This window comes from Streptomyces sp. NPDC057565 (assembly GCF_042801455.1).
In the GTDB taxonomy this organism is placed as follows: domain Bacteria; phylum Actinomycetota; class Actinomycetes; order Streptomycetales; family Streptomycetaceae; genus Streptomyces; species Streptomyces yanii.
This window is the reverse complement of record NZ_JBHVFU010000055.1, coordinates 19256-33292: the sequence shown is the minus strand read 5'-3', so window position 1 is coordinate 33292 and position 14037 is coordinate 19256. Positions and strand designations below refer to the sequence as shown.

At 70.0% G+C, this 14037-nt stretch carries 10 protein-coding genes; 2 read left to right on the top strand and 8 right to left on the bottom strand.

The genetic code is table 11. The features are described from left to right. The first annotated feature begins 27 nt into the window (after nt 1–27). Nucleotides 28–981 carry a bifunctional riboflavin kinase/FAD synthetase gene (locus ACFU8W_RS42425; protein WP_345514431.1) on the top strand — a complete coding sequence of 318 codons (954 nt, stop codon included), beginning with the start codon at nt 28–30 and terminating at the stop codon, nt 979–981. 74 nt (nt 982–1055) lie between these two features. Here the strand turns inward: ACFU8W_RS42425 and ACFU8W_RS42420 are convergent, their stop codons facing one another. From ACFU8W_RS42420 to eccE, 8 genes are all read right to left on the bottom strand, one after another. Next, entirely contained in the window at nt 1056–2051 is a 996-nt protein-coding gene (locus ACFU8W_RS42420) for an oligopeptide/dipeptide ABC transporter ATP-binding protein (protein WP_384049749.1), read from the bottom strand. After that, nucleotides 2048–3076: an ABC transporter ATP-binding protein gene (locus ACFU8W_RS42415; RefSeq protein WP_384049746.1), complete on the bottom strand. Its 1029-nt coding sequence runs from the start codon at nt 3074–3076 to the stop codon at nt 2048–2050. Before ACFU8W_RS42415 ends, ACFU8W_RS42420 begins: the two co-directional genes overlap by 4 nt. Continuing rightward, nucleotides 3073–4008, bottom strand: a complete 936-nt coding sequence (locus ACFU8W_RS42410; protein WP_384049744.1) for an ABC transporter permease — start codon at nt 4006–4008, stop codon at nt 3073–3075. Before ACFU8W_RS42410 ends, ACFU8W_RS42415 begins: the two co-directional genes overlap by 4 nt. After that, nucleotides 4005–5087, bottom strand: a complete 1083-nt coding sequence (locus ACFU8W_RS42405) for an ABC transporter permease (protein WP_384049741.1) — start codon at nt 5085–5087, stop codon at nt 4005–4007. The genes ACFU8W_RS42410 and ACFU8W_RS42405 overlap by 4 nt, the downstream gene beginning before the upstream one ends. A 94-nt stretch (nt 5088–5181) precedes the next feature. After that, nucleotides 5182–7059, bottom strand: a complete 1878-nt coding sequence (locus ACFU8W_RS42400; protein ID WP_384049738.1) for an ABC transporter substrate-binding protein — start codon at nt 7057–7059, stop codon at nt 5182–5184. Nucleotides 7060–7256: 197 nt separating this feature from the next. Continuing rightward, complete coding sequence (locus ACFU8W_RS42395) at nt 7257–9854, bottom strand: SCO5717 family growth-regulating ATPase (RefSeq protein ID WP_384049735.1); 2598 nt, start codon at nt 9852–9854, stop codon at nt 7257–7259. A 296-nt stretch (nt 9855–10150) separates the two neighbouring features. Continuing rightward, on the bottom strand, nt 10151–10873 hold the full coding sequence (locus tag ACFU8W_RS42390; RefSeq protein WP_384049732.1) for a hypothetical protein: 723 nt from the start codon (nt 10871–10873) through the stop codon (nt 10151–10153). Then, nucleotides 10873–12225, bottom strand: coding sequence for a type VII secretion protein EccE (gene eccE / locus ACFU8W_RS42385; RefSeq protein WP_384049729.1), 1353 nt, complete (start codon nt 12223–12225; stop codon nt 10873–10875). Before eccE ends, ACFU8W_RS42390 begins: the two co-directional genes overlap by 1 nt. 224 nt (nt 12226–12449) lie before the next feature. Here eccE and eccB point away from each other — a divergent pair, with 224 nt between their 5' ends. Beyond that, nucleotides 12450–14000 (top strand): type VII secretion protein EccB, encoded by a 1551-nt coding sequence (eccB, locus tag ACFU8W_RS42380; RefSeq protein ID WP_384049726.1) that lies wholly within the window; start codon nt 12450–12452, stop codon nt 13998–14000. Nucleotides 14001–14037: the final 37 nt, after the last annotated feature.

Here is a 14037-nt window from a genome sequence, read left to right as displayed (position 1 = left end):
CACAGGTTCGGGCGAGGAGCGGTCAGAGTGCAGCGCTGGCGTGGCTTGGAGGACATCCCCCAGGACTGGGGACGCAGCGTCGTCACCATCGGCTCCTACGACGGGGTGCACCGCGGGCACCAGCTGATCATCGGCAGAGCCGTCGACCGGGCGCGCGAGCTCGGCGTGCCGTCGGTCGTCGTGACCTTCGACCCGCATCCCAGCGAGGTCGTACGGCCCGGCAGCCACCCGCCACTGCTCGCCCCGCACCACCGGCGCGCGGAGCTGATGGCCGAGCTGGGCGTGGACGCGCTGCTGATCCTGCCGTTCACCACCGAGTTCTCGAAGCTGGCGCCCGCCGACTTCATCGTGAAGGTGCTGGTCGACAAGTTGCATGCGCAGCTCGTGATCGAGGGCCCCAACTTCCGGTTCGGTCACAGGGCTGCGGGGAACGTGCAGCTGCTCACCGAGTTCGGCGCGACGTACGACTACGGCGTCGAGGTCATCGATCTGGTTCTGAGCGGCGAGGCGGGCGGCGGCGAGCCGTTCTCCTCCACCCTCACCCGCAGGCTCGTTGCCGCGGGCGATGTGGCGGGCGCCGCCGAGGTCCTGGGCCGCCCGCACCGGGTCGAGGGCATCGTCGTCCGCGGCGCGCAGCGTGGCCGCGCACTGGGCTTCCCGACGGCGAACGTGGAGACCCTGCCGCACACCGCGATCCCTGCCGACGGCGTGTACGCGGGCTGGCTGAACGTGGGCGACGAGGCGATGCCCGCCGCGATCTCGGTCGGCACCAACCCGCAGTTCGACGGTACGGAGCGGACGGTCGAGGCGTACGCGATCGACCGCGTCGGCCTTGATCTGTACGGGCTCCATGTGTCCGTCGACTTCCTCGCGTACGTCCGCGGGATGCAGAAGTTCGACTCGATAGACGACCTGCTGGTGGCGATGGCCGCCGATGTGAAGCGGGCCGGCGAACTGACCGCGGCGTACGACCGCGGCTGACCTTCCTCGCGCACGCCTCCGGCCGGGACCGCTGCCCGCGGTCCCGGCCGGAGCCGTCCGGGGCGGGGGCGGCGTCAGACTTCCACGCCCGCCGTCGCGTGCGCCCAGTGGCACGCCACCTGCGTCTCCCCGCTGCCCGCGAGCACCGGAAGATCCTTCGTACGGCAGGCGTCCGCCACCCCCGCCCGCTCGGCCTCACCGGAAGCGAGGACCTGGCAGCGGGCATGGAACCGGCAGCCGGACGGCACCTTGGTCGGGTCCGGCGGCTCGCCCGTGAGGATCACCGGATCGCCCTCGGCCTCCGGCAGCACGGACAGCAGTGCCCGGGTGTACGGATGCTGGGGAGCTGTGAGGATCTGCTCGACCTCGCCCGTCTCCACGATCCGGCCGAGATACATCACCGCGACCCGGTCGGCGATGTTCCACGCCAGCCCCAGGTCGTGCGTGACCACCAGTGCGGACAGTCCCAGTTCGTCCCTCAGCCGCAGCAGCAGGGCCAGGATCTCACCGCGCACCGAGGCGTCGAGCGAGGCCACGGGTTCGTCGGCAACGATGAGTTCCGGTTCCAGGACGAGGGCGCCCGCGATCACGACGCGCTGGCGCTGACCGCCCGACAGCTCGTGCGGATAGCGCAGGAAGAACCGCTCGGGGGGCCGCAGCCCCGCCCGCGACAGCGCCTCCGCGACCGCCGCCCGTTCATCACCCGCGTACCCGTGGATCCGCAGCCCCTCCGCGACCGCGTCGTACACCGTGTGCCGCGGGTTGAGCGAGCCGCTGGGGTCCTGCAGCACGAGCTGGACGCGCTTGCGGTACGCCTTGAGGGCACGGCCCGAGTAGGCGAGCGGCTTGCCGCCGAACGTGACCCGGCCGGACGTCGGAGGGACGAGCCCCAGCAGGGAACGCGCCAGCGTCGTCTTGCCGCACCCGGACTCGCCGACCAGCGCGACGATCTCGCCCGGCCGGATGTCCAGGTCGACACCGTCCACCGCGCGCGCCGTCGCGGCTCCGCGCCTGCCGGGGAAGGCGACCTTCAGTTCCTCCGCGCTCAGCAGGGGAGTGGGGGTGGTCATGTTGTGCTCCTTGCTTCCTCGGCACCGTGCCGGGGCGCGGCGCCGGCCGCCCCCGGCTCCACCAGCACACAGGCGGCCCGCCGCAGGGCATCCGACTCCCGCAGCTCCTGGTCCTGCGTGGTGCAGGAGTCCAGCGCCACCGGACAGCGCGCATGGAACGTGCAGCCGGTGGGCAGGGCCGACGGGTCGGGCGGATCGCCGGGCAGCCCTCGGGGCGCGAACCGGGACGCCGGGTCCCCGATGCGCGGGAACGCGCCCGACAGTGCCTTGCTGTACGGATGGTGCGCGTCCTCGTAGACCCGGGACGCCGGGCCCTCCTCCACGACCCGGCCCGCGTACATCACCGCGAGCCGGTCACAGGTGTCCGAGAGTACGGCCAAGTCATGGCTGATCATGATCAGGCCCAGGTCCTGTTCGGACACCAGCTGCTCGATCAGGCGCAGGATCTGGGCCTGGATCATCACATCGAGGGCGGTCGTCGGCTCGTCGGCGATGATCAGGCCCGGATCGCAGGCGAGCGCCATCGCGATCATCACGCGCTGTCGCTGCCCCCCGGAGAGCTCGTGCGGATAGGAGTCGGCGCGGGAGGCCGGCAGTCCCACCTGCTCCAGGAGTTCGCCGACCTTCTTCTTCGCCCCGGACGGGGTGGCCTTCCTGTGCAGCAGGATCGGCTCGGCGATCTGGTCCCCGATGCGGTGCACGGCGTTCAGCGAATGCATCGCGCCCTGGAACACGATCGAGGCTCCTGCCCAGCGCACCGCCCTGACCTGGCCCCACTTCATGGTGAGGACGTCCTCGCCGTTCAGCAGGATCCGGCCGGAGACCTTCGTCCCGGCGGGCAGCAGTCGCAGCAGCGCCAGCGCCAGGGTGGATTTGCCGCAGCCCGACTCCCCGGCGATGCCGAGCTTCTGGCCCGCGTCGACGGTGAGGTTCACGCCGCGGACCGCGCGGGCACCGCCGGCGTACGTGACCGAGAGGTCGCGGACGTCCAGCAGGGGCGCTTTCTGTGTGCTCGGTGTATTCAACGGGCCACCCCCAGTCTGGGGTTGAGGACGGACTCGATCGCGCGGCCGCACAGAGTGAACGACAGGGCCACCAGGGCGATGGCGACACCGGGCGGTGCCAGGTACCACCAGTCGCCCGCGCTCACCGCGCCCGCCTCACGTGCGTCCTGGAGCATGCCGCCCCAGGAGGTGATGGTCGGGTCGCCGAGGCCGAGGAAGGCGAGCGTGGCCTCGGTGAGGATTGCGCTGGAGATCACGAGGGTGGTCTGGGCCAGCACCAGCGGCATCACGTTCGGCAGCACATGGCGGATCATGATGTGCCCGTGCCCGCCGCCCAGCGCGCGGGCGCGCTCGATGTACGGGCGTGACTCCACGGCGAGCGTCTGGGCACGGACGAGCCGGGCCGTGGTCGGCCAGGTTGTGACGCCGATCGCGATGATGATCGTCCAGATGGAGCGGTCCATCACGGTGGCGAGCGCGATCGCGAGAACCAGGGTCGGCATCACCAGGAACCAGTCGGTGACCCGCATGAGCACGGTCGAGTACCAGCCGTGGAAGTGGCCCGCGACGATACCGACGACTGTGCCGATCGCCACGCACAGGAACGCGGCGAGCAGTCCCACGGTGAGCGAGACGCGCGCACCCCACACCAGAAGTGCCAGGACGCTGCGTCCGAACTGGTCGGTACCGAGCGGGAATTCTCCGCTGGGCGATTCGAGTGCGCCGCCCGGTGCGGCGGTGACGCTCTGCGAGTCGGCGCCGGCCAGCGTGGGCGCGAACACGGCGATCAGCGCGATCAGGATGAGCCCGGCCAGCCCCCACAGGCCTCCCCGGTGCGTGCGGTACTCCCGCCAGAAGCGGGCCAGGGACTGGCGCTTACGGGCCCGGGCCAGGGCGCGCGGGTTCGTGGTCACGCCCGCTTCGTTCTGCACGGGCAATGGTTCGGTCGTCATCGGCCCACCCGGGGATCGAGCAGCGGATACAGCACGTCGGCGAGGGTGTTCGCCAGGATCACCGCAGTGGCGAAGACGAAGAACAGTCCTTGGACGAGAGGGAGGTCGGGAACGCTGAGCCCCTGGTAGAAGAGACCGCCGAGACCGGGCCAGGAGAACACCGTCTCGACCAGGATCTGGCCCGCCACGACATGCCCCAGGTTCACGAACATCAGTGTGAATGTCGGCAGCATCGCGTTCGGGACGGCGTGCTTGCGCCGTACGACATCGTCACGGAGCCCCTTCGCGCGGGCCGTCGTCAGATAGTCGCTGCCCATCTCGTCGAGGAGCGAGGAACGCATCACGAGGAGCGTCTGCGCATAGCCGACCGCGACCAGTGTGATCACGGGAAGCACCAGGTGATGGGCGACATCGATGACGTACGCGAAGCCGGTCTCCCCTCCCGACTCCAGGCCCCCCGTCGGGAACATGCCGGGGATCGGGCCGATGCCCACCGAGAAGACGATGATGAGCAGCAGACCGAGCCAGAACGACGGCACCGAGTACAGCGTGAGCGCGAACGCGGTGTTGAAGCGGTCGCTGCGGGACCCGTTGCGCCACGCCGTACGGGTGCCCAGCCAGATGCCGAGCGCCGTGTAGAGGACGTACGCCGTGCCGGTGAGCAGCAGCGTTGCCGGGAGCGCCTCGGTGATCTTGTCGATGACGGGGGCGTGGAACTGGAACGAGGTACCGAAGTCCCCGGTCAGCGCGTCACCCACGTAACTCGTGAACTGCTTCCAGAGCGGCTGGTCGAGGCCGAACTGGTGTCTGAGCGACTCCAGCTGCTCGGCGGAGACGCGGCGGCCGCCGGTCATCTGCTTCACAGGGTCGCTGGGGATGAGCCGGAAGAGGAAGAAGCTGGTGACCAGAACGGCGAACAGTGAGACGACCGCTCCCGCGATCTTGGCCGCCACGTACTGGAGATAGGCCTTGGTGTTGCGCGCCCGTGGGCCGCGGGCGGCCGACGGCCCGGCCGGAGCCGGGCCGCCGGTGTCCGCATCCGCGTTCTGCACGAGCGCCGGAGTGCTGTCAGCTGTCATGGGGAACTCTCGTTACTCGTGCTGCACTTGGAGGGACCGGCAGGGAGGGTGTCGCGAACCCGTGCTGCCGGTCCCTCTCATCCCGTTCGCGTGATTATTCGCGGTCCTCCGCCGTGGTGCGACGGCGACGCGTGATGAGGAACCCGCCACCGGCGAGCACCACCACGGCGACGACGATGCCGATGACGACACCGGTGGAGTCGCCACCGCTGTCACTGACCGAACCGCTCTTGCCGTCGGCCGTCGGAACGGCCGACCACCAACTCCAGTACCCATCCTGGCCGTAGATGTTGCCGGCCGCCTCGGGCATGGTGGTGATGGACTTGATCTGGTCCGTCCGGTACGCCTCGACCGCGTTCGGGTACGCGATGATGTTCATGTACCCGGAGTCGTACAACCACGACTCCATCTGCTTCACGGTGTCCGCCCGCTTGACCGGGTCGTACTCGGCGAGCTGCTTCTTGTACAGCTCGTCGTACGTCTTGTCGCAGATGAAGTTGTCCGTGGCGGCGCTCTCCTTGGCCTTGGCGGGCAGGGCGGAGCAGGTGTGGATGCCGAGGACGAAGTCCGGGTCCGGGTTGACGGACCAGCCGTCGAACGCGAGGTCGTACTCACCGGCGTACCAGGGCACGGAGACGTCGTCGAGGCAGTCCACCTTCAGCCCGATGCCGAGCTTGCCCCACCACTCCTTGAGGTACTTGCCGATCGCCTTGTCGTTGGGGTCCGTGGCATGGCACAGGATGCGCAGGTCGAGCGGCTTGCCGTCCTTGCCGACACGGTGGTCGCCCTTGAGCTTGTAGCCCGCCTGGTCGAGCAGCTTGGCCGCCCGGGCCGGGTCGTATGCCAGCGTCTGGCTGTCGGACGGCTGCCAGAAATAGTCCCCGTAGCGCGGCGGGATGTACCCCTGGCCCTCGACGGCGTGCCCCTGGAAGACCTTGTCGATGATGGTCTTGCGGTCGACCGAGAGGAAGAGCGCCTGACGCACCTTCTGGTCGAGCAGGGCCTTGTTGCCGTTGCCGAACTTCTTGCCGTCCTTGGTCTGCGCGCCCGGGTTGGTCGCCAGTGCGAAGAAACGGCGGCCCGGCCCTTCGTTGACCTTGATGTTCTTGTCGCCCTTGAGGGACGCGGCCTGGGCGGGCGTCAGCGCCGGGGCGCCCGCGACGAAGGACACCTCACCCTTGCGCAGCGCGGCGACCGCGGCGTCCTGGTCCTTGTACGTCTTGAAGACCAGCTCGTCGAACTTGGGCGCACCGCGCCAGAAGTTCTTGTTGGCCTTGAGCTTCACATACTGGTCGACCTTGTAGTCGGTCAGGATGAACGGCCCGTTCCCCACGATGGGGAACTTCGTGTCGTTGTTGAACTTCGAGAAGTCCCCGACCTTCTCCCAGACGTGCTTGGGAACGATCGGCACATCGAGCGCGGCCATGGTGGCCTGCGGTTCCTTGAGCTCGATGACCAGCTTGTCCGGGCTGGGCGCGGTCACCTTCCTGAAGTTGGCGACGAAGCTGCCGTTCGCCGTGGCGGCGCCCTCGTCGGTCATCATCTTGTTGAAGGTCCACGCCGCGTCCTCGGCGGTGGCCTGCTGCCCGTCCGACCACTTGGAGTTGGACCGAATGGTGTACGTCCAGGTCAACTTGTCCGCGGACGGCTCCCACTTGGTGGCGAGGCCGGGGATCGTGTGGTTGTCCTTGGCGTCGTAGTTGGTCAGGAAGTCGTACATGAGCCGGTGGACGCTGGTGCTCATGAGCCGCTGAGCGAGGAACGGGCTCAGTGAGTCGACGCTCTGCGCGACCGCGACAGTCAGCGTCGTCTTGCCGTTGTCGGCGGCCTGTGCCTGCTGGGGCGCGGCGCCGAGGGGCATCCCCGGGACGATCGACCCCGCGGCCAGGGCAAGGGCCGCGGCACCGGAAGCCAGGAGGGTACGCAGACGTGAGCGTGGCTGAGCGGAGGGTGGTGGGACTCTTGTGACCATGGACGGGGACCTCGCGTCATGACTCGCACGGAGAAGGCGGGTTGATCTCTGGTTCGCCAGCTGGTGAAGCGAAGGTTTATCAGCGGTGGTCGAGCCGCGTCAACGGTGTGTCAAATGGCGTGTGGGCTGCAGGAATGCGCAGAGGGCCCGCACCGTGGGAACGGTGCGAGCCCTCATTGGTTCAGACCTCTGATGCCTTACTGCTGAGGCGCTGGCGGCAGCTGCGGAGGCTGCTGCTGCCAGCCGTTCTGCTGTCCGCCGGGACCCGGCTGCGGCGGGTAGGGCTGCTGGGTCTGCCGGCCGTCGTACGGCTGCTGGGGCGGGTACGGCTGTCCCGGACCCTGAGGCTGTTGAGGCTGCTGGGGCGGATACGGCTGACCCGGTTGCTGCGGTGCGTACTGCTGCTGACCGGGCATCTGGTGTCCGGGCATCGGCGGGGCGTACTGCGGCGGCGGGTTGCTGCCGTCCGAGGTCCACAGTCCCTGCTGCTGCTGGGCGCGCGCGAAGTCCTCGGCCACCATCGCGGAGAGGTTGAAGTACGCCTCACGCGTCTTCGGACGCATCATGTCGAGATCGACCTCGGCACCGGCCGACAGATGCTCGTCGAACGGGACGACGACCACGCCCCGGCAGCGCGTCTCGAAGTGTTGCACGATGTCATCGACCTTGATCATCTTGCCGGTCTCGCGGACCCCGGAGATGACGGTGATGGACCGTTGCACCAGATCCGCGTACCCGTGCGCCGAGAGCCAGTCCAGTGTGGTGGAGGCGCTGGACGCGCCGTCGACCGACGGGGTCGAGATGATGATCAACTGATCGGCGAGGTCCAGCACTCCACGCATCGCGCTGTAGAGCAGACCGGTGCCCGAGTCGGTGAGGATGATCGGGTACTGCCGGCCGAGGACGTCGATCGCGCGCCGGTAGTCCTCGTCGTTGAAGGTCGTCGAGACTGCCGGGTCCACGTCGTTGGCGATGATCTCCAGGCCGGACGGCGCCTGCGAGGTGAAGCGGCGGATGTCCATGTACGAGTTGAGATACGGGATCGCCTGGACCAGGTCACGGATGGTCGCCCCGGTCTCGCGGCGCACCCGGCGGCCGAGCGTACCGGCATCCGGGTTGGCGTCGATGGCGAGGATCTTGTCCTGCCGCTCGGTGGCCAGCGTCGCGCCGAGCGCGGTGGTCGTCGTGGTTTTCCCGACACCGCCCTTGAGGCTGATGACCGCGATCCGGTAGCAGGACAGCACGGGGGTACGGATCAGGTCGAGCTTGCGCTGCCGCTCGATCTCTTCCTTCTTGCTGCCCAGCTTGAAGCGGGAGGCAGCGGACGGTGCGCGGCTGCTCTTCGCCTTCTGCTTGCCCCGGACCAGACGGTCGGAGGAGAGCTCCACGGCCGCCGTGTAGCCGAGCGGAGCACCCGGTACGGACCGCTCGCGCTGGTCATGCGTGACCGCCGTCGGCCAGGCCGCCCCGGTCCGCGGATCCACGGGCGCTCCCTGCGGCGGCTGTTGCTGCGGCGGCAGCTGCTGGGAGAGCGGCTGCGGGGCGACCGGCGTGGGCAGGTGGGGAGCGCCCTGAACCGGCGGCTGGGGTGCCTGAGGTGCCTGAGGTGCCTGGGGCGGCTGGAGCGCCTGGTGGGGCTGGGGCGGCTGGGGGAATCCGTAACCGCCCTGTGCTGCTTCCTGCTGTGCGGGCCACTGGGGTGCCTGTGGTGACTGGGGGAATCCGTAACTGCCCTGCTGCGCAGGTGTTCCCTGAGCCGGCGGCTGCGGTGCGGGCAGCTGGGCGGGCTGCGGGAACTGCGGTGCCTGAGGCGGCTGCGGTGTCTGTGCAGCGTTCGGGAAACCGTAACCACCGGGCGCCTCGCTCGCCGGAGCGGGAGCCGGAGTCGTCGCGGGCCACTGCGGCGCCGGCTGGGGCGCGTTGGGCTGCGGAGTGGCGGGCTGGAAGGAGGGCGGCAGCGGCGGCAGGCCGCCTTGCGCGGGCGGCGCCGGGGCCCACGGCGTCGGGGCGGCGGGCGGCGCGGCGTCCTGAGGTGCCGGAGCCGGAGCGGCAGCTGCGGGCACGGAGTCGGCGGGTGTGTCGGACGGAGCGTCGGCGCCGTCATTCGGAGCGTCCTCGGCAACGGAGTGCGTACCGTTGTCGGCCTCCGCGTCCGAAGGCTGTGCGGCATCGGCCCGGCTGGGCTGCTCGGGCTGCTCGGACCGGACGGAATCCGACGGTACGGAATCGGCTCCGGCCGTCACGCCCGTGTCCGTACCGACCGGGCCGTCACCAGAGGCTTCGGAGCCGGCACCGGAACCGACCCGTACCCCGTCCGCGGCCGCCAGCGCAGCTGCCTCCCGCTCCGCGATCTCGCGCTTCAGCGCGGCAGGTGAGAAACGCATGGTCGCGCCGCTCTCCACATCACCACCCCCGAACGGATCCGGCGCACCGCTCCCCGCGCCCTCCGTAGGGGCGGGCGAAGAAGCTGCGGCGGAAGCGACAGGAGGCGTCTGGCCCACAGGGGCCACAGGCGGAGCGGGCGCAGGCGCGGGCGGCGCCGGGGTCCAGTCGGGTTCGAAGCCGCCCCCGACCGGCAGGCCGGGCGCGGACACAGGCGCCCCATTGGGTGGCGGAGGTGGCGCCAGGTGCGTTCCGGCCCCGCCCGACGAGTCCCCCGACGCGTTCTGCGTGTACCAGGCGGGCGGGGTGTAGTCGATGGTGAACTCACCCGTCATCTCGGCGGGCTCCGCGTCGGACGACTCGTCGACGGGCCTGCTCCAGCCCCCTCGGATTTCGTCCCGATCGCCGTTCACTTTGCCTCCTGGTGTGGTCGAGCACCCTTGTGCCGTGGTGGGTGGGGGCGGCCGTTCCCGTATTCCGAACCGCCCGGCTCTCCCCCTCGGGGCGCGCATTGCCTGCCCGCAGGTCTTCTGCCGCGCCCGGACCCACCCTAATCGTCATCGGGCCCGCTCCGGCAGGCCGTAGGGCACCGTAAGGGCTGTCCCGTGCATCACTCACCGCCCTCAAGTGAACCGATTGCGGCGGATTGTGAACGGCGAAGCGGTCAAACTTGTACATCTGCGTACGGAATTCCAAACGTTCCGTACGCTCAGTCCATCCGGCGCGCACTGCCCAGCAGTCCGCTCTCGGCATCGGTCGCCTGAGTCATCACGAACTGCCGATCCCCCTTCCCGCACCAGAGGGTGACCCCGTCCGCCAGAGTCGACAGTGCCTGCATCTCGGTTGCCGACAGGTGCGCGATTCGCCCGATCTGTGCTGCTTCATCGGGAGACACCCGCTGAATCCCCACCAGGGACGACTTCTCGATCAGCCGGGGCGCCACGGGACTCAGATACGGAAGCAGTGTCAGCACCGACTGCCAGGGACCGGACACCACGCGCCCGCGCGGCGGCCGTATGCCGCAGTCCCGCACCACGACCACCAGACTGCCGGCCGAGGCGCCCTGCGGCGGCACCCGCCCCACGTCGTGCAGCGAGATGCACGGCTGGCCGCCGCCGGCCGCCTGCGCGAGAGTCGTCCAGGCGTGGGCGCGACCGGTCTCCACCACGATCCGGGCACCGGTCGCCGCCGCCCGCAGCGCCAGCACCTGTGCCGTCCACAGCCCGCCGATCAGCGTGACGTCGTACGGGGTCGGCCGGTTGAGGCCCAGCACGGCGGGTCGCCCTTCGGCGCCCACGCCGATCACAGTGCCGTCGTCACCCACCGGAAGGGCCAGTGCTGCCAGTTGGTCGACGGAGACCGTGTGCCGCTCCCGTCGCGGTCCGATCAGCCCGAAGCCCAGCCGGGTGCGAGCACGGGTGGAGGGTGACATCAGCGGGTACCCCCGAGCGGAAGTGTGGCGAGCATGCCGGGCAGCTGCTCGCGGTCGAGCCGCACCAGTGACGTCTTCACGCCGCGCGCGGTGCGCTCCAACTCATGTCGCGCGGCGAGCAGTTCCTCGTCGCTGCGTCCGGTGACCCGGACGTGCCCCGCGATCGAGATCTCCTGCCGTGCAGTGTGACTCATCGTCAAACTGAAGGTCGTGGCGAGCGCCGGCATCGAGGTGAGCAGGGCGACCAGCTGCGGCATCGACGCCCCGCCGTTCCCCGCGCCGCTGTCGAACTGCGGCCAGCGGTTTACCCAGTAGGTCGTGTGATGCCGGTCGTCGCAGCGCCAGGTCCGGGAGGTCTCCTCGGTGCGCCGTACCGGCGACCCGGTCCGGCCCGCCTGCGCCATCGCCGTCTGGCTGACGCAGACCGAGGTCGCGATCGCCGACGTCAACTCCTGCTCGGTCAGCACTGTCGCGCGGAATCCCGCCCCGGTCAGCCGGCTGGCCAGCTGGTCGGCGGCGCGCACCACGCACTTCTGCGCCCCTACGATGCCGCCGCCGCGCGCCTGCACGGCCTCCGGGCACAGCTCGGGGTCGAGCTTGAGTGCGATCCAGGTGATCCGGAGCGCGGGCGATCCCGTCTGCGCCTGCAATGGCGTGTAGTTGCGTGCCGCGATGGACTGAGCGGGCAGATGCGGGGCGGGGGCGGGCTGGGTGTGCTGCACGATCTGCGCCGACTCCAGGCGGATGCCGTCGACGTGGAGCACATCCCCCACGAGCGCCAGGGGCAGCGGCCGCGCGGACCGGTCGGGCCGCAGCGCCGTGGCGTCCGACTCGACCTGCAGGACAGCTGTGACGAACGTACCGTCGCCGATCATGCCGACCGGCCGCCGGTCGCGGTCGCTGAACGCGTAGGTACGCAGCGCCGGTTCACACTCGACGACGGGCGCGATCCCCGGCTCGGTACCCGCGGGCGGCACCAGCGAGGCGGCCCTGCGGGTGCGTGCGCGCAGGGCGAGCGCGGTGGCCAGCCACTCCGGCAGCGAACGGCGGCGCCTGCGGACGACGGCGAGCATCACCAGCAGCGTGGCGAACACCGTGGCCGGGACGAGCAGCAGGGGTTCGACCACCCACGCGGCGAAGAGCAGCGCGGCCGCGATCTCGATCAACACGAGTTGTTGCAATCGGAACGAACCAATGTGCCCGGGGCGTCCGTTCAGCCGCGTCACGGCCTGCCCGCCGGGGCCGTGGGCGCCTCGGTCCGGGACGCCGGAGGCTGCTGTTCCGGTGGTCCGGGGAGGATCGGAGGGCCTGGTGTTACCGGCCGGACGTGTCCGCGTTGCGGAACCCACCATTCCGGCATTCCCCCGTTCGTAAGGCCCCCATTCGACCCGATCACCCCTGTCCCGCCGGGGGCTTTGGCGGCTGGATCACCCTACCCGCCCCGCAGCCGCCCGCCATCGGCAGGCATAGTAGGGGCCGGTCCGGCAGCGAGGTCCGGCAACCGGGGTCCGGCACAGGGGTCGGGGGACACGAACTCCTGAAGCCGCGCGGGGAGACACGGGAGACAGACGAACTCATGGCATCACGGCGGGATGAGCTCAACGCGTACACCTTTGCGAAGAAACGCACAGTGGCGGCATTCCTCCAACCGTCTCCCACCGGCACCGAGGAGGGCGCCCCGCGCCCGCTGCGCGCAATCCTGCCGAGCATGGTGGCCGGGGCGCTGATCCTCGCGGGCTTCGGCGCCTACGGCATGTTCAAGCCCACGGCACCCAAGGACTGGGACAAGCCCTTCGCCAAGGTGATCGTCGGCAAGAAGTCCACCACCCGCTACGTGGTGCTCACCACCGGCAAGGGCAAGAAGAAAAAGACCCTGCTGCATCCCGTACTGAACCTCGCCTCGGCCCGGCTCCTCCTCACCCCGCAGCAGTACGAGGTCATCCAGGTCCCCGACGAGATCCTCGACGCGGGCGAACCGCCGCGCGGACCGATCCTCGGCATCCCGTACGCCCCCGACCGGCTGCCCGAGGCGAAGGACGCGGGCACAGCGAAGCGGTGGGCGGTCTGCGTTCAGCCCGGCGGCAAGGGCAACACCGTGCAGAAGGCCGCCTTCGTCTTCGCCGAACGCGACAACGAGCTGACCGAGGGCCGAAAGCAGCTCAGCGGAGGCCAGGTGCTCTTCGTCAAGGGCCAGACCGGCGCCCGCTACCTCGTCGACGCGAGCGGCACCAAGTACCGCATCGACGAGACCGCCGCCGACAACGGCCATCTGACCAGCGCGCTGGTCGGCAGCCGGCTCCCGCAGTCCGTCACCGACGACTGGCTGGCCACACTGCACGACGGCAGCCCGATCGTCTTCCCGCGGATCCCCGGCACGGTCGGCGCACCCGCACACGTCCAGGGCCAGCTCTCCGCCCAGGAGAACCGGGTCGGCATGGTCCTCAGAACCAGGAACGGCGAAGGCATCAGCCATTACGTCGTGCTCGACGGCAGGATTCAGCCGATCTCCGCGTTCACCGCCTGGCTGCTGATCAACTCCCCGCAGACCGCGGGGCTGAACCTGGACAGCGAGGCACGCGCCGTCGGTCTGCAGGACTTCGTCCCCGACCGTGCGACCTTCGCCGGCCAGGCCGCGCACTGGCCGGCCCGGAAGGCCGACCAGGTGAACTCCGTGGAGGGCGGCAGCGGCGGCCGGGACACCATCTGCAGCGTGCTGCGCACGGTGGACGACACGGGCCGTACGACGCTGAGCACCTGGGCGGGCACCTCGTACCCCGCCACTGTCGGCACCGGTGGCACCAGCACGTATGTCACCCCCGGCAGCGGTCTCCTCTACACCCAGGTCCGGGGGACGCAGACGCGCCCCGACGGATCACTCTTCCTGGTGACCGACACCGGATTGCGGTACGCGGTACAGGCGAACGGCGACAGCGACGCCGCCCGCTCCGACATCGGAGCCGGCGACCAGCAGAACCAGACGGACGGCCGCCCCGAGCCCAGCCAGGCGCAGATCAGGCTCGGATACGAAAAGGTGGCGCCCGTCCTCGTGCCGATCGCCTGGTCCGAGTTCCTGTCCAAGGGGCCCCGGCTCGACACCAACAGCGCCCGTCAGCCCCAGGGCTCGTGACCGGGACACCCGCTCGGAGCTGGTGGAACCCGGGGAA

Excerpts from the sequence above, each read along its gene's own strand:
- ACFU8W_RS42405 (WP_384049741.1), bottom strand. The coding sequence starts at position 5,087 with ATGACAGCTGACAGCACTCCGGCGCTCGTGCAGAACGCGGATGCGGAC.
- ACFU8W_RS42420 (WP_384049749.1), bottom strand. The coding sequence starts at position 2,051 with ATGACCACCCCCACTCCCCTGCTGAGCGCGGAGGAACTGAAGGTCGCC.
- ACFU8W_RS42400 (WP_384049738.1), bottom strand. The coding sequence starts at position 7,059 with ATGGTCACAAGAGTCCCACCACCCTCCGCTCAGCCACGCTCACGTCTG.
- ACFU8W_RS42410 (WP_384049744.1), bottom strand. The coding sequence starts at position 4,008 with ATGACGACCGAACCATTGCCCGTGCAGAACGAAGCGGGCGTGACCACG.
- eccB (WP_384049726.1), top strand. The coding sequence starts at position 12,450 with ATGGCATCACGGCGGGATGAGCTCAACGCGTACACCTTTGCGAAGAAA.
- ACFU8W_RS42390 (WP_384049732.1), bottom strand. The coding sequence starts at position 10,873 with ATGTCACCCTCCACCCGTGCTCGCACCCGGCTGGGCTTCGGGCTGATC.
- eccE (WP_384049729.1), bottom strand. The coding sequence starts at position 12,225 with ATGGTGGGTTCCGCAACGCGGACACGTCCGGCCGGTAACACCAGGCCC.